This is a genomic window from Enterococcus sp. AZ196, assembly GCF_050498845.1.
GTDB classification, from domain to species: Bacteria; Bacillota; Bacilli; order Lactobacillales; family Enterococcaceae; genus Enterococcus_A; species Enterococcus_A murrayae.
Window position 1 is genome coordinate 2,225,748 of record NZ_JBIPAM010000001.1, and the last position, 19,776, is coordinate 2,245,523.

Sequence of the window (19,776 nt, forward strand, 5' to 3'; positions counted from 1 at the left end):
TGCGAAAAGCTAGACTGGCAAAAAGGAGGGGGTGAGCCAGATATTCTTGGCCACTCCCTCCGACTTTTACTTATTATTCTGCTGAAAGCAAGTATGGATAGACAGGCTGCTTTCCTTCATGAATCTCAACTTCTAACTCAGGATAACTTGCCTCGATTGCTTCACTCAATTTTTCAGCTTCTGCTTGCGTACCTTCTTCGCCAATAATGATCGTGATGATTTCAATATCCTCACTAATCATTTTTTTCAAGGTATCTAAGGCTGCTAGGTATCTATCTGCTTCAGAAAGAACAATTTTCCCGTCAATCATCCCTAAGTAATCGCCCTCGTGAATTTCAACACCATCAATTGTAGTATCACGAATTGCGTTTGTGATTTGACCGCTGACTACCGATTCAAGCATTTCAGTCATCGCTGTTTTATTGTCCTCCAAGCTTTGCTCACCATTGAAGGCTAACATCGCTGTCATTCCTTGAGAAACAGTTTTACTTGGTACAACAGCTACAGGAATATCGGCTACTTCAGCTGCCTGATCCGCTGCCATAAAGATATTTTTATTATTCGGCAAGACAATGACTTGATCTGCATTGACTTCTTTGATTGCTTTTAAAATATCTTCTGTACTTGGATTCATGGTTTGACCGCCGCTGATTACATACGCCGCTCCTAAACTCTTGAACAATTCTTGAACACCTTCACCAGCTGCGATTGCAATCACTGCATAAGGCTGATGTTCTGCTGGCGCTGCTTTGAATTCAACTGCTTCTTCATCATGCTCCAAAATCGTTTCATGTTGCAGACGCATATTATCAACTTTAACTTTGATTAAAGCACCAAATTTTTGTCCATAATTCATTACTTCGCCTGGATGTTCTGTATGCACGTGAACTTTAACAATTTCATCATCATTGACAACGAGTAATGAATCACCAATACCGTCTAAATAGTTGCGGAACGTGTCATAATCAAAATTACTGTCAACTGTTGGTCCTTCACCTAGACGAACCATAATTTCGGTACAGTACCCAAACTTGATGTCCTCTGTTGCCAATTGACCTTGCACGCTGCGGTGATGTTCTGCATTAACCATTTCATCCATTTCTGCTGGACTTGGTTCATATGTGTCATCTGCTTGGAATTCACCGTTTAATGCGTTTAGAAACCCTTCATAGATGAATAGCAATCCTTGACCGCCACTGTCGACTACGCCAACTTCTTTTAAAACTGGCAACATGTCTGGCGTTTTATCCAATGCTTTTTTTCCATATTTAACAACAGCTGACATTACTTCAATCACGTCATCTGTTTGTTTTGCTTTACGCTCACCGGCCTTAGCTGATTCACGTGCCACAGTCAGAATTGTTCCTTCTACAGGTTTCATTACTGCTTTATAAGCAGTTTCTACACCATGAACGAGAGCCTCAGCTAAATCTTTTGCATTTAATGTATCGACATCCAAAATTTGCTTAGAGAAGCCACGGAATAATTGAGACAAGATAACACCGGAATTTCCCCGTGCCCCCATTAATAGACCTTTTGCTAAAACATTCGCTAATTCTCCAACTTTCTCAGAAGCAGAATTAACAACAGCAGTCGCGCCGCTAGTCATAGATAGGTTCATATTGGTTCCAGTATCGCCATCCGGCACTGGAAATACATTTAATGAATTGACATACTCTGCATTAACTTGCAGACGTTTAGCGCCAGCCTCTACCATTTCTTGGAATTGACTCGCGCTGATTTCTGTTACCTTCACTTACTTAGTCCTCCTTAAGAACGCTGCCTTTAGTCAGGCAGAACACGTACACCTTGAACGTAGACATTCACCGAATTAGCTGTAACTCCAAGCATCGTTTCCAAATTGTATTTCACTTTTTCTTGGACATTGCGCGATACTTCTGAGATCTTCGTGCCGTAGCTGACGATCGTATAAACGTCAACAGCGATTCCGTTCTCTTCTTGACGTACAACGACGCCGCGTGAATAATTTTCTTTTCTTAAAATCTCTGTGATATTGTCTTTAATTTGATTTTTACTAGCCATACCGACGATACCAAACACGTCAGTAACTGCACCGCCGACAACCGTCGCGATGACGTCGTTTGAAATTTCGATCATACCAGTCTGTGTATTAATTTTCACAGCCATAGTTGTTAGCCTCCTTAAATAGGCCTATTCGCCCATTTTTTCTACTATAATAGTTTATCATAGCCCTATGACAAATAAAAGAAAGTTCCATTGCGATTTGCTGATAGGGCACTCCCTGCGTATCGCAATTTTCTTACATCAAAGCTTTTACTTAAAAATTTTTACGCTAACAGAGTATAATTTACCTGCAAATCCTTTGAATGTCAATCTTTCTAAAAAAATTCACTTGCTAATCTTGCTGATATATGCTATTTTATTTTAGTATGAGCCAAAGAAGCGCTCCAATATCAAGGCTAAAGGAGGAAACAACACATGGCAAAAGTTTGCTATTTTACTGGTCGTAAAACAAGAAGTGCAAATAACCGTTCTCACGCTATGAACGCTACTAAACGTACTGTAAAACCTAATTTACAAAAAGTTCGTGTATTAGTGGACGGAAAACCTAAAAAAGTTTGGGTCTCAACTCGTGCTTTGAAATCTGGAAAAGTTGAGCGCGTTTAATATTATCCAACTAAATCAAACCGTTCATATATGAGCGGTTTTTTGTTTTCCTATTTTATTTACATAGCTACAATGAAAAAGCGGGTCGCTTAAGTCGATCCGCTTTTTTCTCTTCTCACTTAGATAAGATAGCACGCCGCATAATTTTCAAATCTTTGCTCGAGTTTCATAGCTCTTTCACAATATTTTGCTATATCTATGGTAAAATTTGGATAGTCTGTTGAAAGAAGTTTGGTGATTTTTATATGAAAAACTATCTTAAAGAAAACCGTTGGTATTTACTGTCCAGTTTTTTCCTGCCGCTTTTGCTCATGGTAGTCGTCTATTTAACGATTGGGATTTATCCGGGATCAAGCCGCAGTGTCTTAGCCAGTGATGCCTTCTCACAATTTTCGAATTTTCATGCAAGTTTTAGAAATATGCTTTTGGGCAAACAAGGCCTTTTTTATACTTGGAACGCCTCGATGGGGCTTAATTACTTATCGCTAGTCTCCTATTATCTTGGCGGTTTCTTTACTCCGCTGGTCATTTTCTTTCCAAATCAGTTAATGCCTGATGCATTATATTTCTTAACACTAATTAAAATTGGTTCAGCAGGGTTAGCATTTTGGTTTTATGCCAAAGGCAGTTTTAAATTACCTGATTGGTCACGAGTAGCGCTTAGCGTTACCTATGCCTTGATGTCTTTTGCTATTGCCCATTCTGAAATCATTATGTGGCTGGATGCCTTTGTTTATCTGCCCTTGATTATTTGGGGCATTAATCGCGTGATGGATTTGAAGAAACCAACCGTTTTGTTTGTTTCCTACTTAATGCTGTTTTTGACAAGCTTTTATATGGGCTTTATGATTGGCGTCTTTTCAGTATTGTATTTCATTGCACGCTTGATCACCAATTGGAAATCCTATAAAAAAAGTATCATTCCATATGGAGCCACTTCACTATTAGCCGGTTTTGCATCAATGATTGTAATTTTGCCGTCGATTCTCGATCTGCGAACAAACGGTGAAGAATTGACTCAGATCACCACCTTTAAAACAGAAGCAACAAGCTGGTGGGATTTTATTGCAAAAAATTTGATTGGTTCTTACGATACAACAAAATATGGATCAATCCCATTCATTTATATCGGCCTTTTGCCATTAGCTCTATGTCTGTTTTTCTTTATCTGTAAAAAAATCCATTGGAAAAACAAACTTGCTTACGGTGTGATTGCCGCAATCTTAGTAGCAAGTTTCTATATACAACCAATGAATTTATTCTGGCATGGGATGCATGCGCCGAACATGTTCTTGTTCCGCTATGCTTATCTGCTTTCTTTTTTAGTAATCACTCTGGCCGCTTGGGGCTGGGAAAAATTGGATCAAGAAAATATATTACAGTTAGTCGCTTCTCTCTTGCTGCTAATTGCTGTCTTTGCGATTTTCTGGGGTATGAAGGGCAAAGATTATGACTACCTTAAAAATATTTCACTGTATATCACAATCGGATTCTTAGCTGTTTATGCGTTAGTCTTTACAGCGCATCATTTTAATAAGATTCCATTGAAAGTTCTTAGTATTCTGCTATTACTATTAATGTCTACAGAAGCCTTCATCAATAGCGATTTTATGGCACGTGGTATTTTAAAAGATTGGAATTATGCCTCTCGTAGTCTCTACACAGAGCCCTATCCTTCAATCAAAGCCTTAGTTGATGAAACAAAGGACAATAATGATACCTTTTATCGCATGGAGAATCTCGATCCTGTCTCATCCAATGATTCCTTTAATTATGGCTATAGCGGTATCAGCATGTTCTCTTCGATCCGCAACCGTCATTCATCTGGCTACATGGATCAATTAGGCTTCCGGTCAAGAGGAACCAGCTTGAACATTCGCTATCAGAACAACACACTGCTTGCCGATGCATTCACTGGTATTAAATACAATATCGCAAAAGCTAAAAACCTGAATAAATATGGTTTTTCTAAGATTAAAAGCATTGGTGAGTATAACCTTTTCGAAAATAATCATCATTTGCCATTAGCTTTTACCGCTCCAACAAGCATTGATAAATTAAAGGCTTTGCCAAATAATAATCTTGGTACACAAACTCAATTGTTCAATGCCTTGTCGCAAGAACAATTCCAGTATTATCAGTTCTTGCCAATCACACAAGTAGGCACAAAAAACGCCACCGTTACCAACGCTGGCAATATTACGACTATCACGGAAAAACAAGGAAATGTAGCAAAAGATGTCACCTGGAAAGTTCAAGTTCCAGCAAATACACAAGCTTACTTAAGTCTCTATCCTTACGACTTCGCTGAATTAGAAAGCTCAACCGCCACCGTTACAGCTGACGGTCAAACGCGCCAAGCGCAAATCGGGATCAGCGGACAATATTATGACTTAGGCTACTATCAAAAAGCAACGATAGTCACTTTTACTGCAAGCTTTTACGGAACAAAAGCCATCAGCTTCCAAAACCCGCAAGTTTTGGCGTTAGACACCGTCGCTTACCAATTAGCTGTTGATAAGATTAAAGAAAACGGCGTGGATATGAAAGTTGGTAAACGCAGTGCGGAGGGAACAGTAAATGCTAAAGAAGCACAAACACTGATTACCACGATTCCTTATGATGAAGGCTGGACAGCCAAAATCGATGGGAAAAAAGTAGATACGAAAGCCTTTCAAAACGCCTTTGTCAGCATTCGAGTACCAAAAGGTGAGCACAAAGTAACCTTTAGCTATCTGCCTAAAGGATTTATCGCAGGAGCTCTTTCTTTCGTAATCGCGATTGGGATGTTTATCCTCTATTTGCGAACGTTAAAACAAAAACAATCACATCGACATTAAAAAGAACCACACATTTTAAAAAAGGAAACTTTTTATTTTGGATAGTTGCTCCCCTTTTATTCACTTGCTGTAAACAAAAGAAAACATCCAGCACCAATCACGTAGATTGCTGTTGGATGTTTTCTTTTTTATTCATATTTTACTTCTGCTAAGTATAGTCCTTCTGGATGAGCTGTTGGTCCAGCAGCATTCCGATCCTTCGCCTCGATAATCGCTGGAATACTGTCTGCCGGGATGCGCCCATTCCCAATTTTTAGCAAAGTGCCTACTAATATCCGAATCATCTTATATAAAAAACCATTCCCACGAAAAATAAACGTCAATTCCGTTCCCGCTTTATTTATCTCCACGTCTGCTTGATAGATCGTCCGGACTTTATCCTCTATTGAACCACCCGTTGCGCAAAAAGAAGTAAAATCATGCGTTCCTAATAAATCCGGTAAGGCTTGACGAATCAAATCCAAATCTAAAGGATAGGGATAATATGCAGCATAATATCGTCGAAATGGACTTCGTGGTTTAGTTATTTGGACTTTAAAATGATACGTTTTCTCCACAACATGATAGCGAGCATGAAACTCGTTATCCACAATTTCAACTGAAGAAACGGCAATATCATCTGGTGTTTGAGTATCTAACGCAAATCGCATCCTTTCTAACGGACGCTCCTGTGGATAATCAAAATGAATCACTTGACCAATTGCATGAACTCCCGCATCAGTTCTCCCCGAGCCAAAAATCGTTACCGAAGATCCATTATTCATTTTCTGTAGTGTTTTCTCTATTTCTTCCTGCACTGTTCGGCCATTCGGCTGCCGTTGAAACCCATTAAAATTTGTTCCATCATAGGCTATCACCGCTTTATATCTAACCATCGTACTTCTCCTTTTTAATAGTAAGGAAATCCTTTTAAGCTGCTGCCATTCCACTCACTTATTGAGTCTCTATCCACTTAACTCTGGGATTTATTTCTCTCACGAAAAAATAGAACAGGTATATTCAGCCGGAGTCATTATAACAGCTTTTTCAGCAGGTTTCCAACGCTTTCAAGTCTGCTGCATGGTATTTATTGTCGCCTGGTAGTGCTCTCTTATACTTCCAGCAAACAATAGCCTCTTGTAGGGAGCAACCCTGATTATCAGCAAAAAAATCACGAATATAGGTATTGTATTCAAATTGCGAATCAATTTTTTCAGGTTTCTTAGCTGCGATTTCTGAATAAACTTCAACAGCCTCACGGTACGTTTTGCCAGCATTAGACTTCAGCCATTTTTGAAAAGCCACTTTAAAACTGAAGGTTTCGCCTAATTCCCTCCTAAAAAAGGTACGATGCTTTTCAGAACATACTATATTTTCTTCAATCAAACTATTCAATGTAATTTCTTCCGTGCGCACAGCTTTCTGCTCTTCATTCACAGCAGCCAACCGTTGACCCGTACGCAAAAAATGCTCGATCCGTTGATTTAATTCTGCTTTGCTCCCTGACTTAGCCAGGCCCTGTTCTTGGCAAAATAACTGTAACTCCGCCTTTAAATAGTAATAATCAAGGAAAGTATCAGGCTTCAATCCAACTTTCAATTCCGGGCGCTTCTCAGTCACTTTTCTTCCCCCATTCGTTCATACTATTATTCATCCTAACATAAAAAAGATAAACTTAAACTCAGAAAATCACAAAACATGCTCTTCATATCCCATCTCAAATCAGCGTAATAAAAAAGCTTGGATTTCTCCAAGCTTAGCTGCGTAAAAAGATCAAAATAATGGTCGCAACTCCAAAAACTACGAGAACGATCGTATCTCGTAATGCCCATTGTAATTTGCGATACTTACTGCGGCCTTCGCCTCCCCGATAGCCACGAGCTTCCATCGCAGTCGCTAAATCTTCCGCGCGATTAAAGCTGCTGACAAATAAAGGAATCAACAAAGGAACAATCGCTTTAACCTTTTGAATCAAGTTGCCATCATTGAAATCTACTCCACGCGCACGTTGCGCATTCATGATTTTTTCTGTTTCATCCATCAAAGTTGGTACAAAACGTAGAGCAATCGACAACATCAACGCAATTTCATGAACTGGCAAATGAAATCTCTTCAATGGATTCAGCAAGGATTCAATTGCATCTGACATTGATAATGGCGGTGTCGTCAATGTTAATAACGTTGACATAAATATGATCAGAACAAAACGACAAAAGATAAATAGTCCATTTTGGATTCCATAAGAAGAAAGACTGAACACGCCCCATGACCAATATAAGGTACCTCCACGAGTAAACAACACTTGCAGCGCTACTGTAAAAATGATCAGCCAAATTAACGGTCTGACTCCCTTTAGAAAGAAGTTCAAATTTATCTTTGATAAAAACACGGCAAACATAGTAAAAGCACCTAAAAATAAATAGCTTTGCCAATTGTTTGCCAAAAAAATAATCCCAATAAAATAGAAACTAGCAACTAATTTAGCGCGTGGATCCAAACGATGAATCAGAGAGTTTCCAGGAATATAGCGACCAAAGATCAATTTATTCATCATGAGCAGGACCTCCTGCAAATTTTACGATCCAGTCCGCCAATTCATTTTCTGTCAACGGTAATTCATCAAAAACCGCGCCTCGCTCCCGCATCTTCACAGCAAAGGCGCTTGCTTGCGGCACACCTAATTGTTTCTCCTTTAACCATGAAACATCCGCAAATACTGTCTGTGGCTCTCCGTACTTCACTACGTGGCCTTTCTCCAAAACATAGACGTAATCGGCAAAATTTGCCACATCATCCATTAAGTGAGTGACTAAAACGATTGTTATATTCTTTTCTTGATGCAGTCGCCAAAACATTTCCATCATTTCTTTGCGCCCAAGCGGGTCTAAGCCAGCTGTTGGCTCGTCTAAGACTAAAACTTCCGGTTCCATAGCCAGAACTCCCGCAATCGCTACACGGCGCATTTGACCCCCAGAAAGCTCAAATGGCGAGCGATGTAAGTATTCTTCATCCAAGCCGACTAATTTCAAATTCTCTTGAGCTAAAGCGAGTGCGTTCTCATCGCTTACCCCAAAATTCTTTGGTCCAAAAGCAATATCTTTTGCAACAGTCTCTTCAAATAGCTGTGCTTCTGGAAATTGAAAGACAATCCCGACTTTTTTACGAACTGGTTTCAGATTTTTGTTATCTGTTATAGGTGTAATCGTTCGGTCGCCAATTTCAACGTGCCCAGAAGTTGGTTTCAATAATGCATTCAAATGCTGCAACAGAGTAGATTTCCCACTACCCGTATGACCAACTAATGCCGTATATGAGCCTTCCTTGATGTCCAGATCAATATCATAAAGTGCACGTTGTTCAAAGGGAGTATTCGGTTGATAAACGTAGCTTACTTTCTCAAAACGGATGTCCATAACCAGTCCATCATCCCTTCTTCGTCTAAATAATCCATTGGTACTTTCACACCGCGGGCCTTCAACGCAGATTTTAATTTCTCAGGAAACGGCAAATCAAGTCCGAGCGAAACTAATTCAGGTCCAGCAGAGAAAATTTCTTCAGGTGTGCCTTCTTGATACAATTCTCCTTCTCGCATTACTAAAATTCGGTTTGCGCTGGCCGCTTCATCAATGTCATGGGTAATAGAAATAACTGTCAGATCACTTTCTTCTTTAATTTCACGGATTGTCGCAATGACATCATCACGACCTTCAGGATCTAACATACTGGTTGCCTCATCCAAAATAATAATATCTGGGCGCAAAGCCACCACACCAGCAATAGCTACTCGTTGTTTTTGACCACCTGATAGACGAGCTGGCTCACGTGTTGCAAAATCTAACATTTTAACTTTTTCCAAAGCATCCTGAACGCGCACTTGCATTTCACTCCGTTCAATTCCTTGGTTTTCTAGACCAAAAGCAACATCATCTTCTACCGTTGCACCAACAAACTGGTTATCTGGATTTTGGAAGACCATTCCTACCATTCGGCGAATGTCCCAAACTGAGGCCTCAGACAGTTTCATTCCTCCAACAGCCACTGTTCCTTTTTGTGGTAAATGAAGGCCGTTGATCGTTTTAGCCAGAGTTGATTTCCCCGACCCATTATGTCCAACGATAGCGATCCATTCACCTTTCTTAATCGAAAAACTGACATCTTTTAAAGCAGGTGTCGCTTCTTCTTGATAGCTAAATTCAATTTGATTGATTTCAATAATTGGCTCCATGGTTGCACCTTTCCACTTCTTTACAAATCTGTTCTAAGCCTAGCAAAAAAGCCACGTTTTATCAATCCTTGATACTCAATAAAATGCTTTTGTATACCTATCTGTCTTGACAGTAATTTTGGGTATAAAAAAACACTTTATGATGAGTGCCGGCTTCCCAGTCATTCTGGGAAGCGGCGCTGAGCTAGACTCGGAGAAAATCTCCAACATCATAACACTCTAAAAGAATCATCTATAAAGTGAAGAGTGATTATTATACAAGTTCTAAAACAACCATAGGGGCGTTGTCGCCACGACGAGGTTCAGTTTTCAAGATACGAGTGTATCCCCCTTGACGTTCAGCATAACGAGGCGCAATGTCATTGAATAATTTTTGCAATGCAGATTCAACAACAACTTCTTCGTTTTCTTCGCGAATTTCAGCAACTTCATTACGTACAAAGCTAGCAGCTTGACGACGTGCATGAAGATCCCCGCGTTTTCCTAAGGTAATCATCTTTTCAGCAGTTGAACGAACTTCTTTCGCACGAGCTTCAGTCGTCACGATACGTTCGTTGATAATTAAGTCAGTTGTTAAGTCACGCAACATCGCTTTACGTTGGCTAGATGTGCGTCCTAATTTACGATAACTCACGTAGGTTTCCCTCCTTTGTAAACAATATTAATCGTCTTTACGTAGTCCTAATCCAAGATCATGCAATTTAGCTTTCACTTCTTCAAGTGATTTACGACCCAAATTACGTACTTTGATCATTTCAGGTTCAGACTTATTCGTTAATTCTTGAACCGTATTAATTCCAGCACGTTTCAAGCAATTGTACGAACGTACAGACAAGTCTAGTTCTTCGATGGTCATTTCTAACATTTTTTCTTTTTGTGTTTCTTCTTTTTCAACCATGATTTCAGCGTTTTTCGCTTCATCTGTAAGATTTACAAAAATATCTAAATGTTCAGTTAAAATTTTCGCTGCAAGGCTCAATGCTTCTTGAGCAATGATTGATCCATCAGTCCAAATTTCCATCGTTAATTTATCGAAATCATCACGACGACCAACACGTGTATTTTCAACTTGATAGTTTACTTTGCGTACTGGTGTATAGATAGAATCGACTGGAAGCACACCGATTGGCATATCTTCCTTTTTATTTTCGTCTGCTTGAACATAGCCTCGACCAGGTTTTACTGTTAAGCGCGCATGGAATGTCGCTCCTTCAGCAACAGTACAAATGTACATATCTTTATTCAAGATTTCAACGTCGCTGTCAACGATAATATCGCCGGCAGTTACCGTAGCTGGTCCAGTAATATCGATCTCAAGGGTTTTTTCTTCTTCAGCGAATAATTTCAAAGCCAAACCTTTGATATTCAAAATGATTTGTACAACGTCTTCTCTTACACCTTTGATGGTTGAAAATTCGTGTAACACACCATCGATTTGAATATTAGTAATGGCAGCGCCCGGTAAAGAAGAAAGTAGAATACGACGTAGAGAATTACCTAAAGTAGTTCCATAACCTCTTTCCAAAGGTTCAACAACGAACTTGCCATAATCTCTGTCTTCATCAATTTTTGTGATTCTTGGTTTTTCGAATTCAATCATTCTTGTCTTTTACCCCTTTCAAAACGAAAAGTGTCTTGTTCAATGACGTTCCTGTAAAACTCATAGAAAAGAGGCACTCATTAAACACGACGGCGTTTTGGAGGGCGGCATCCATTATGAGGTACTGGAGTCACGTCACGAATTGCAGTTACTTCTAAACCAGTTGCTTGCAATGAACGAATCGCTGCTTCACGACCAGAACCAGGTCCTTTAACAGTTACTTCAACACTTTTCAATCCATGTTCCATTGCAGCTTTTGTTGCTGTTTCAGCAGCCATTTGAGCAGCGAAAGGTGTAGATTTCTTACTACCTTTGAAGCCTAATGAACCTGCAGATGACCATGCTACGGCATTACCGCTTGCATCAGTAATCATGACGATTGTATTATTGAAAGTCGAATGAATATGAGCAATACCTGTTTCGATATTCTTTTTCACACGACGCTTACGATTGACTTTCTTTGCTACCATGAAGTTTTATACCTCCTTCACTAATTATTTTTTCTTACCGGCAATAGCGCGAGCTGGGCCTTTACGAGTACGAGCGTTGTTCTTCGTGTTTTGTCCACGTGTTGGCAACCCACGACGATGACGGATTCCACGGTAAGAACCGATTTCCATCAAACGTTTGATGTTTAAGTTAGTTTCACGACGAAGATCGCCTTCAACTTTTAATTTATCAACTTCAGCACGGATAGCGTCAGTTTGTTCGTTTGTTAAATCACGTACACGAATATCTTCTGAAACGCCTGCATCGGCCAAAATTTGTTTCGCTGTAGTATTTCCAATACCGAAAATATAAGTAAGAGAAATTACCACGCGTTTATCACGAGGAATATCTACTCCTGCAATACGAGCCATACTTAATTACACCTCCAATTATCCTTGACGTTGTTTATGTTTTGGGTTTGCTGGGCAAATCACCATAACACGTCCATTACGACGAATGACTTTACAATGTTCACACATTGGTTTTACTGATGGTCTTACTTTCATGATTATACCTCCTGAAGTTTTACGGAGTACAACTTACTTAAAGCGATAGGTAATGCGACCACGGCTCAAATCATAGGGAGAAAGTTCAACAGTAACCTTATCTCCAGGTAAGATTCGAATATAATACATCCGGATTTTACCAGATACGTGTGCAAGAACTTCGTGTCCATTTTCCAATTCGACTTTAAACATTGCATTCGGCAAAGTTTCGACGACTGTTCCTTCGATTTCAATCATATCTTCTTTTGCCACGCAGAGTACCTCCTTGTAGTTGTTTCGCATTTTCACACGATAAAATGGCGGAAACTGCAGTTCCCACCCTAATTCTAAAGTTAACTTCTAAAAATCTAGAAGTCGGACTGACAAATTCTATCATAAAACATCGAACTTGGCAAGATAAACTGCATCTCAAGTCGGCAGGCAAAATTATTTTTCGATAATCTTTTCTACATCCGCAAATACGGCATCAATTTCACGATCTCCATCAACTGGATATAACAGACCTTCTTCTTCATAATAAGCTAAAATTGGTTCACTGTTTTTAATGTTTACAGAGAGACGATTTTTAACTGTTTCTGGCTTATCATCTTCACGTTGGTAAAACTCATGACCACCACAGCGGTCGCAAGTATCTTCTACTTTTGTAGGGTTGAAGACTTTATGATAAGTTGCACCGCAATTACGGCACATGAAGCGTCCTGCCAAACGTTCAACTAACACTTCTTCTGCTACTTGAATTTCAATCACAGCATCAATCTTTTTGTTCAAGTCCGTTAACATTTCGGCTAATGCTTTGGCTTGATCTAAAGTACGAGGGAACCCGTCCAATAAGAAACCTTTTTCAGTATCTTTTTGAGCTAAACGTTCCTTCACGATACCGTTAGTAACTTCATCTGGGACCAAATCCCCTGCATCCATATAAGATTTTGCTTTCAATCCGAGTGTTGTCTCGTTTTTGATTGCTTCTCGGAACATATCCCCCGTGCTAATATGCGGAATATTGTACGTTGCAACAATTCTTTCTGCTTGTGTCCCTTTTCCTGCCCCTGGCAGTCCCATTAAGATCAGGTTCATTGCTTTCCCTCCTAAATATTTGAAGCGAGAACGGCGTTGAGGGGAAACCTCAACACACGAATCTACTCTTCATCCATGAATCCGACGTAACGCCGTTTCAACATGAGTCCTTCTAATTGTTTTGCAGTTTCTAGCGCAACACCAACTACAATCAAAAGACTGGTACCACCTAAACCAATTGATTGAGGCAAGTTCCAAATCATTTGTGCGATAATTGGAATCAGGGCGATCAATCCTAAGAAAATAGCACCAACCACACTTAAACGCATCAAAATTGCAGAAACATATTCTTCTGTCCCTTTCCCTGGTCTTACACGAGGAATATAACTTCCTTGCTTTTGTAAGTTCTCTGCTAATTTTTCAGGATTAACCTGAACAAATGCATAGAAAAAGGTGAAAGCAACAATCAGAACAGTATAAATCGCAGCTCCTGGAACCGTGTTATAACTGAATAATTTCGTTAAAACATCGTACCAGCCTTCCGCACTGTACTTACTAGCCAACGCCTGTAACACCGCATTCGGCGTAGCAATAAACGAGCTAGCAAAAATAACTGGAATAACCCCGGCAGCATTTACTTTTAATGGCAAATAACTGCTTGTTGGAGCGCCAACGACTTGTTTTGTATATTGTATAGGAATTTTTCTTTCTGCTTGTTGGAAATACGTTACAAAAACAACTATTACCACAATAGCAATAAGTAAAATTACAACAAAAATAACTGACTTCCAAATATCACCAGAATCAATGTTTACGAAATAATCGTCATAGATATCTTTAATACTTTGCGGTAATCGAGAAATGATACCTGCAAAGATAATCATAGATACACCATTACTGATTCCTTTTTCAGTGATCTGTTCTCCTAACCACGTAACAAACATAGTTCCTGCGGTAAGAATAATACCAATTGTAACAAAAGTCTGAACATTGCGGTTTGGTACAAATCCAAATTGTGCAAAATAGTCAAATCCAGCAGTAATACTTACAGACTGAATAAAAGCCAGGACTAAAGTTAAATAGCGAGTTGCTTGGTTTAATTTTTTGCGTCCGACTTCACCTTGTTTTGACCATTCAACAAATTTAGGAATGATATCCATCTGCAACAACTGAATCACAATTGAAGCAGTGATGTATGGCGAAACTCCCATTGAGAAGATTGAAAAGTTTTGCATGGCTGAACCACTCACCATATTCAGCATTCTGAAAAATGGCATTTCGCTTAAGCCTTGCAATCCATGTGCATCAACTCCCGGCACAGTAATCTGAGCACCTAGCCGAAAAATTAGCAACATTAAGACGGTAAAAAGGATCCGTGATCGGATGTTCTGAACTTTGAAAGAATCTTTTAAAAGTTTGAACATTAAATCACCTCGATTGAACCACCAGCAGCTTCAATTGTTTCTTGAGCATGTTTAGAGAATTTAGCTGCTTTAACGGTTAGTTTTTTATCTAATGATCCGTTTCCTAAAACTTTGATTCCAGCTTTTTCGTTTTTCACGATTCCAGCTTCAACTAAAGCAACTGGTGTTACTTCAGTTCCATCTTCAAAACGATTTAAGACATCCAAATTGATTACAGCGTATTCTTTACGATTCACATTAGTAAATCCGCGTTTTGGTAGACGACGGAATAAAGGAGTTTGACCACCTTCAAATCCTAGACGTACACCACCGCCTGAACGAGCCTTTTGACCTTTTTGACCACGTCCAGCTGTTTTTCCGTTACCTGATGAAGTACCACGACCAACGCGGTTGCGAACTTTACGTGAACCTTCGGCAGGTTGTAATTCATGAAGTTTCATTATATTGGGCACCTCCTTAGATTTTAATCATCATTGTTTTATTAAACTTCTTCTACGTCCACTAAATGAGACACTGTGTTTACCATACCTTTGATTGCATCATTAGCAGGTTTAACAACTGTGCTGTTCATTTTTTTAAGACCCAACGCTTTAACAGTGTCACGTTGGTTTTGAGGACGTCCGATAATACTGCGTTTTAAAGTAATTTTTAATTCAGCCATTTCATTCGTCCTCCTTAATTAGCTAAGTTTTCAACAGAGATGCCACGTAATTGTGCCACTTCTTCTGCTTTTTTCAATTGAGTTAAACCTTCAACAGTCGCGCGAACAACGTTGATTGGTGTGTTTGAACCTAAAGATTTAGAAGTTACATCGGCAACCCCAGCTAATTCCAAGACGGCACGAACTGGTCCACCAGCGGCAACTCCAGAACCTTCAACGGCTGGTTTCATCAAGATGCGTCCGCCGCCGAATACACCAATAACTTCGTGAGGAAGTGTAGTTCCTACCATTGGTACTTCGACTAGGTTTTTCTTAGCGTCTTCGATTGCTTTGCGAATTGCTTCAGGTACTTCTTGAGCTTTCCCTGTACCAAAGCCTACGTGACCGTTTTTGTCACCGACAACAACTAGTGCTGCAAAACGTAGACGACGTCCACCTTTAACAACTTTAGTAACACGGTTGATCGCTACAACGCGGTCTTCTAATTCCAAATGTTTTGGATCGATATAAACCATGAATGGTGTTCCTCCTTCTCCTAAAATTCTAGTCCATTTTCGCGTGCTGCTTCAGCTAAAGCTGCTACACGGCCATGGTAAAGGTATCCACCACGGTCAAAGACTACTTTCTTAATACCTTTTTCTGATGCACGTTCTGCTACTAATTTCCCAACAGCTTGTGCTTGTTCAGTTTTTGTTCCACCTGAAATTTCTTTATCCAAGGCAGAGGCACTTGCTAGCGTCACACCCGCTACGTCATCAATTACTTGCGCGTAGATGTTTTTGTTAGAACGAAAAACGTTCAAGCGTGGGCACTCAGCAGTACCAGAGATTTTGTTACGGACACGCATGTGGCGCTTTTGGCGTGTTTTATTTTTATCTGGTTTTGTAATCACAATTGTCACCTCTTTAATTAAGCTGGCCTAAGCCGCGTGTAGGTTTGACCTACTATTTACCAGTTTTACCTTCTTTACGGCGTACATATTCACCAACATAACGAATACCTTTGCCTTTGTAAGGTTCTGGAGGACGAGTTCCGCGGATTTTCGCAGCTAATTCGCCTACTACTTCTTTATCTGATCCCTTAACGATTACTTGTGTATTCGAAGGAACTTCGATTGTAACGCCTTCTGGAGCTACCATTTCAACTGGATGTGAGTAACCAACGTTCAATACAAGTTTTGAACCTTGTAATTGTGCACGGTACCCAACCCCGATTAATTCTAATGCTTTTTGGAACCCTTCTGAAACACCAACAACCATGTTATTGAAGTTTGCACGAGTTGTTCCGTGGATTGTTTTCATTTCTTTGCTGTCATTTGGACGAGTAAATGTTACTTCATTTCCTTCGATGCTCATTTTGATATCGGAAGAAAAAGTACGAGTTAATTCACCTTTAGGTCCTTTAACAGTAATGTCGTTTCCGTTTTGAGCTACTTCAACTCCAGCAGGTAAAACGACTAATTTATTACCAATACGGCTCACTTAAAGACACCTCCTCATGGATTGTTTGATCTTACCAAACGTAAGCTAGCACTTCGCCGCCGACGTTTTTACCTCTAGCTTCTTTGTCGGTTACTAAACCTTCAGAAGTAGAGATGATTGCGATACCTAAACCATTTAATACTTTTGGCACTTCGTCAGCTTTGACATAAGCACGCAAGCCTGGTTTAGAGATACGTTTTAAGTTCGTGATAACACGCTCGTCATTTTTACCGTATTTAAGGAAAACACGGATCATGCCTTGTTTGTCATCTTCGATATATTCAACATCACGTACGAATCCTTCACGTTTAAGGATTTCTGCGATGTCACGTTTGATTTTTGAAGCAGGCACTTCTACTGAATCGTGCTTTACCATGTTGGCGTTACGAATACGAGTTAGAAAATCTGCAATTGGATCTGTCATGACCATTGAACTATTTACCTCCTTTATGCGAGTTTATTTTACCAGCTAGCTTTCTTCACGCCGGGAATTTGACCTTTGTAGGCAAGTTCGCGGAAGCAAATACGGCAAAGATGAAATTTACGATAAACTGAATGTGGACGTCCGCAACGTTCGCAGCGAGTATACTCTTGCGTTGAATGTTTTGCAGGGCGTTTGTTTTTAGCAATCATTGATTTTTTAGCCAATTTTTTCGCCTCCTTGATTATTTTTGGAATGGCATTCCAAGTTGTGTTAATAATTCGCGAGATTCTTCGTCGGTTTTAGCAGTTGTAACAACAACGATATCCATACCGCGGACTTTATCAACTAAATCATAATCTACTTCAGGGAAGATCAATTGTTCTTTAACACCTAAAGTAAAGTTACCACGGCCGTCAAAGGATTTTTTGCTTACTCCGTGGAAGTCACGTACACGGGGAAGTGATACAGACACTAATTTGTCTAAGAATTCATACATTCTTTCTCCACGTAGTGTTACTTTCGCACCGATAGGCATTCCTTCGCGCAAACGGAAACCAGCGATTGATTTTTTAGCTTTTGTGATAATTGGTTTTTGACCAGAAATCAACGCTAATTCTTCAACAGCTTTGTCTAAGTTTTTTGCATTTGATACCGCATCACCAACACCCATGTTGATAACGATTTTTTCAACTTTAGGAACTTCCATCACTGAATCATAGTTAAATTTTTCCATCAAAGATGGTGTAATTTCACTTACAAATTTTTCTTTTAGGCGGTTCATCTATAAGATCCTCCTTCCTTGTTTAATTATTTATCTAGAGCTTCGCCGGTTTTCTTAGAAACGCGGACTTTCTTACCGTCAACCACTTTATAGCCAACGCGTGTCGCTTCTCCATTTGAAGGATCAATCACCATAACGTTAGAAGCATGAATTGGTGCTTCTACCTCAACGATTCCGCCTTGAGGGGCTTCTTGAGAGGCTTTTTTATGTTTTTTTACGACATTGATGCCTTCAACAACGACTTTATCTTGTTTAGGAAGGGCTTCTAATACTACGCCTTCTTTATTTCTGTCTTTACCAGAGATAACTTTTACTTTATCGCCTTTTTTAACGAACATTACTGTTGCGCACCTCCTTTGGTTGAATCTTTCGATTATAATACTTCCGGTGCCAATGAAACGATCTTCATGAAGTTGCCTTCGCGTAGTTCACGAGCGACAGGTCCGAAGATACGTGTTCCTCTTGGGCTCTTGTCATCACGAATGATAACAGCTGCATTTTCATCAAATTTGATATAAGAACCGTCAGTACGACGAGCGCCTGATTTAGTTCGAACGATAACGGCTTTAACCACATCGCCCTTTTTGACAACACCACCTGGCGTTGCTTGTTTAACCGTAGCAACAATCACATCACCGATATTAGCAGTTTTGCGACCAGATCCGCCAAGAACTTTAATAGTTAAAATTTCACGAGCGCCTGAGTTGTCCGCGATTTTTAAACGGCTTTCTGCTTGGATCACTTTTGTATCCTCCTTTCAGATTTAAGAAACATCTATATAGGAAAATCTCGTGTGATTAGATAATCACTGCTTTTTCAACGATTTCAACCAGACGGAAACGTTTGGTAGCTGATAATGGACGAGTTTCCATGATTTTCACGATATCACCAATTTTTGCTTCATTGTTCTCATCGTGAGCTTTGTATTTTTTAGAATATTTCATACGTTTACCGTAGATTGGATGGTTCTTTTTGGTTTCAACGACAACAGTGATCGTCTTATCCATTTTGTCAGATACCACGCGTCCTTGATAAACCTTACGTTGATTTCTTTCTTCAGTCATACTGGAAATGGCCTCCTTCCACTATTTGTCAGCTTGTTCACGCAACACAGTTTTGATGCGTGCAATCGATTTACGTACTTCTTTAATACGTGCAGTGTTTTCTAATTGACCTGTTGCTAATTGAAATCTAAGATTGAACAATTCTTCTTTCAATTGTTTTTCTTGATCTAGCATTTCGGCAGTGGTTAATTCTCTGATTTCTTTAACCTTCATTCGATTCACCACCCATTTCCTCACGTTTTACGATCTTAGTCTTCATTGGTAACTTGTGAGAAGCAAGACGTAATGCTTCACGAGCAACTTCTTCAGGAACGCCGGCGATTTCAAACATGATCTTACCGCGTTTAACTGGTGAAACCCAGCCTTCAGGAGCACCTTTACCAGATCCCATACGTACACCAATTGCTTTGGCAGTATAAGATTTGTGAGGGAAAATTTTAATCCATACTTTCCCACCACGTTTCATGTAACGAGTCATTGCAATACGGGCAGCTTCAATTTGGCGGTTAGTAATCCAATGTGAATCAACAGCTTGTAAGCCATATTCTCCAAATGCGATTTCTTTACCACCTTTAGCTTCCCCACGCATTTTACCGCGGAATTCACGACGGTGTTTTACACGTTTAGGTACTAACATGA

Annotated in this window: 30 protein-coding genes; 2 read left to right on the top strand and 28 right to left on the bottom strand. The window is 39.7% G+C overall.

Annotation, left to right across the window (positions count from 1 at the left end; all coding sequences use genetic code 11):
* Window positions 1–73: 73 nt before the first annotated feature.
* Complete coding sequence (locus IGI67_RS10565; RefSeq protein WP_429957680.1) at window positions 74–1,756, bottom strand: DAK2 domain-containing protein; 1,683 nt, start codon at window positions 1,754–1,756, stop codon at window positions 74–76.
* 29 nt (window positions 1,757–1,785) lie between these two features.
* Entirely contained in the window at window positions 1,786–2,148 is a 363-nt protein-coding gene (locus tag IGI67_RS10570; protein WP_010742791.1) for an Asp23/Gls24 family envelope stress response protein, read from the bottom strand.
* A gap of 312 nt (window positions 2,149–2,460) precedes the next feature.
* Here IGI67_RS10570 and rpmB point away from each other — a divergent pair, with 312 nt between their 5' ends.
* On the top strand, window positions 2,461–2,649 hold the full coding sequence (gene rpmB / locus IGI67_RS10575; RefSeq protein ID WP_010747188.1) for a 50S ribosomal protein L28: 189 nt from the start codon (window positions 2,461–2,463) through the stop codon (window positions 2,647–2,649).
* Window positions 2,650–2,894: 245 nt separating this feature from the next.
* Complete coding sequence (locus IGI67_RS10580) at window positions 2,895–5,489, top strand: YfhO family protein (protein WP_429957681.1); 2,595 nt, start codon at window positions 2,895–2,897, stop codon at window positions 5,487–5,489.
* A 128-nt stretch (window positions 5,490–5,617) separates the two neighbouring features.
* Here the strand turns inward: IGI67_RS10580 and truA are convergent, their stop codons facing one another.
* The 26 genes from truA to rplP all read right to left on the bottom strand — a co-directional run bounded on the left by truA (window position 5,618) and on the right by rplP (window position 19,774).
* Window positions 5,618–6,364 (bottom strand): tRNA pseudouridine(38-40) synthase TruA, encoded by a 747-nt coding sequence (truA, locus tag IGI67_RS10585; RefSeq protein ID WP_429957682.1) that lies wholly within the window; start codon window positions 6,362–6,364, stop codon window positions 5,618–5,620.
* 151 nt (window positions 6,365–6,515) lie between these two features.
* Window positions 6,516–7,088: a DUF6434 domain-containing protein gene (locus IGI67_RS10590; RefSeq protein WP_429957683.1), complete on the bottom strand. Its 573-nt coding sequence runs from the start codon at window positions 7,086–7,088 to the stop codon at window positions 6,516–6,518.
* A 136-nt stretch (window positions 7,089–7,224) separates the two neighbouring features.
* Window positions 7,225–8,022: an energy-coupling factor transporter transmembrane component T family protein gene (locus IGI67_RS10595; protein WP_207107478.1), complete on the bottom strand. Its 798-nt coding sequence runs from the start codon at window positions 8,020–8,022 to the stop codon at window positions 7,225–7,227.
* Complete coding sequence (locus IGI67_RS10600) at window positions 8,012–8,881, bottom strand: energy-coupling factor ABC transporter ATP-binding protein (RefSeq protein ID WP_429957684.1); 870 nt, start codon at window positions 8,879–8,881, stop codon at window positions 8,012–8,014. Before IGI67_RS10600 ends, IGI67_RS10595 begins: the two co-directional genes overlap by 11 nt.
* On the bottom strand, window positions 8,857–9,693 hold the full coding sequence (locus tag IGI67_RS10605) for an energy-coupling factor ABC transporter ATP-binding protein (protein WP_429957685.1): 837 nt from the start codon (window positions 9,691–9,693) through the stop codon (window positions 8,857–8,859). Before IGI67_RS10605 ends, IGI67_RS10600 begins: the two co-directional genes overlap by 25 nt.
* Window positions 9,694–9,946: 253 nt before the next feature.
* On the bottom strand, window positions 9,947–10,327 hold the full coding sequence (gene rplQ / locus IGI67_RS10610; protein ID WP_207107475.1) for a 50S ribosomal protein L17: 381 nt from the start codon (window positions 10,325–10,327) through the stop codon (window positions 9,947–9,949).
* 27 nt (window positions 10,328–10,354) lie between these two features.
* A complete protein-coding gene (locus tag IGI67_RS10615; RefSeq protein ID WP_010747196.1) occupies window positions 10,355–11,293 on the bottom strand; it encodes a DNA-directed RNA polymerase subunit alpha in 939 nt (312 codons plus the stop codon).
* A gap of 80 nt (window positions 11,294–11,373) precedes the next feature.
* A complete protein-coding gene (gene rpsK / locus IGI67_RS10620; protein ID WP_016179483.1) occupies window positions 11,374–11,763 on the bottom strand; it encodes a 30S ribosomal protein S11 in 390 nt (129 codons plus the stop codon).
* A 24-nt stretch (window positions 11,764–11,787) separates the two neighbouring features.
* The gene (rpsM, locus tag IGI67_RS10625; RefSeq protein ID WP_146622764.1) at window positions 11,788–12,153 is read right to left on the bottom strand and encodes a 30S ribosomal protein S13; all 366 of its coding nucleotides are present in this window, start codon (window positions 12,151–12,153) and stop codon (window positions 11,788–11,790) included.
* A gap of 18 nt (window positions 12,154–12,171) precedes the next feature.
* Window positions 12,172–12,288, bottom strand: a complete 117-nt coding sequence (gene rpmJ / locus IGI67_RS10630) for a 50S ribosomal protein L36 (protein ID WP_010742772.1) — start codon at window positions 12,286–12,288, stop codon at window positions 12,172–12,174.
* Window positions 12,289–12,321: 33 nt separating this feature from the next.
* Window positions 12,322–12,540, bottom strand: a complete 219-nt coding sequence (gene infA / locus IGI67_RS10635) for a translation initiation factor IF-1 (RefSeq protein WP_010742771.1) — start codon at window positions 12,538–12,540, stop codon at window positions 12,322–12,324.
* A 174-nt stretch (window positions 12,541–12,714) separates the two neighbouring features.
* On the bottom strand, window positions 12,715–13,362 hold the full coding sequence (locus IGI67_RS10640) for an adenylate kinase (protein WP_207107474.1): 648 nt from the start codon (window positions 13,360–13,362) through the stop codon (window positions 12,715–12,717).
* Between the two features lie 62 nt (window positions 13,363–13,424).
* Window positions 13,425–14,726 (bottom strand): preprotein translocase subunit SecY, encoded by a 1,302-nt coding sequence (secY, locus tag IGI67_RS10645; RefSeq protein ID WP_429957686.1) that lies wholly within the window; start codon window positions 14,724–14,726, stop codon window positions 13,425–13,427.
* Complete coding sequence (rplO, locus tag IGI67_RS10650; protein WP_010782047.1) at window positions 14,726–15,166, bottom strand: 50S ribosomal protein L15; 441 nt, start codon at window positions 15,164–15,166, stop codon at window positions 14,726–14,728. Before rplO ends, secY begins: the two co-directional genes overlap by 1 nt.
* 41 nt (window positions 15,167–15,207) lie before the next feature.
* On the bottom strand, window positions 15,208–15,387 hold the full coding sequence (rpmD, locus tag IGI67_RS10655; protein WP_010747202.1) for a 50S ribosomal protein L30: 180 nt from the start codon (window positions 15,385–15,387) through the stop codon (window positions 15,208–15,210).
* Between the two features lie 14 nt (window positions 15,388–15,401).
* The gene (gene rpsE / locus IGI67_RS10660) at window positions 15,402–15,902 is read right to left on the bottom strand and encodes a 30S ribosomal protein S5 (RefSeq protein WP_010747203.1); all 501 of its coding nucleotides are present in this window, start codon (window positions 15,900–15,902) and stop codon (window positions 15,402–15,404) included.
* Window positions 15,903–15,922: 20 nt separating this feature from the next.
* Entirely contained in the window at window positions 15,923–16,279 is a 357-nt protein-coding gene (gene rplR, locus IGI67_RS10665) for a 50S ribosomal protein L18 (RefSeq protein WP_010747204.1), read from the bottom strand.
* 52 nt (window positions 16,280–16,331) lie between these two features.
* Window positions 16,332–16,868 (bottom strand): 50S ribosomal protein L6, encoded by a 537-nt coding sequence (gene rplF, locus IGI67_RS10670; RefSeq protein WP_207107472.1) that lies wholly within the window; start codon window positions 16,866–16,868, stop codon window positions 16,332–16,334.
* A 31-nt stretch (window positions 16,869–16,899) separates the two neighbouring features.
* The gene (gene rpsH, locus IGI67_RS10675; protein ID WP_010747206.1) at window positions 16,900–17,298 is read right to left on the bottom strand and encodes a 30S ribosomal protein S8; all 399 of its coding nucleotides are present in this window, start codon (window positions 17,296–17,298) and stop codon (window positions 16,900–16,902) included.
* A gap of 32 nt (window positions 17,299–17,330) precedes the next feature.
* The gene (locus IGI67_RS10680; protein WP_028020384.1) at window positions 17,331–17,516 is read right to left on the bottom strand and encodes a type Z 30S ribosomal protein S14; all 186 of its coding nucleotides are present in this window, start codon (window positions 17,514–17,516) and stop codon (window positions 17,331–17,333) included.
* Between the two features lie 17 nt (window positions 17,517–17,533).
* Window positions 17,534–18,073, bottom strand: coding sequence for a 50S ribosomal protein L5 (gene rplE / locus IGI67_RS10685; protein ID WP_010742762.1), 540 nt, complete (start codon window positions 18,071–18,073; stop codon window positions 17,534–17,536).
* Between the two features lie 26 nt (window positions 18,074–18,099).
* Entirely contained in the window at window positions 18,100–18,411 is a 312-nt protein-coding gene (rplX, locus tag IGI67_RS10690) for a 50S ribosomal protein L24 (protein ID WP_207107471.1), read from the bottom strand.
* A 35-nt stretch (window positions 18,412–18,446) separates the two neighbouring features.
* Window positions 18,447–18,815 carry a 50S ribosomal protein L14 gene (gene rplN, locus IGI67_RS10695; protein WP_010742760.1) on the bottom strand — a complete coding sequence of 123 codons (369 nt, stop codon included), beginning with the start codon at window positions 18,813–18,815 and terminating at the stop codon, window positions 18,447–18,449.
* Window positions 18,816–18,870: 55 nt separating this feature from the next.
* Window positions 18,871–19,137 (bottom strand): 30S ribosomal protein S17, encoded by a 267-nt coding sequence (gene rpsQ, locus IGI67_RS10700; RefSeq protein WP_010742759.1) that lies wholly within the window; start codon window positions 19,135–19,137, stop codon window positions 18,871–18,873.
* Window positions 19,138–19,158: 21 nt separating this feature from the next.
* Window positions 19,159–19,350, bottom strand: a complete 192-nt coding sequence (gene rpmC, locus IGI67_RS10705; RefSeq protein ID WP_010747210.1) for a 50S ribosomal protein L29 — start codon at window positions 19,348–19,350, stop codon at window positions 19,159–19,161.
* Window positions 19,340–19,774, bottom strand: coding sequence for a 50S ribosomal protein L16 (gene rplP / locus IGI67_RS10710; RefSeq protein ID WP_010747211.1), 435 nt, complete (start codon window positions 19,772–19,774; stop codon window positions 19,340–19,342). Before rplP ends, rpmC begins: the two co-directional genes overlap by 11 nt.
* Between the last annotated feature and the right edge of the window lie 2 nt (window positions 19,775–19,776).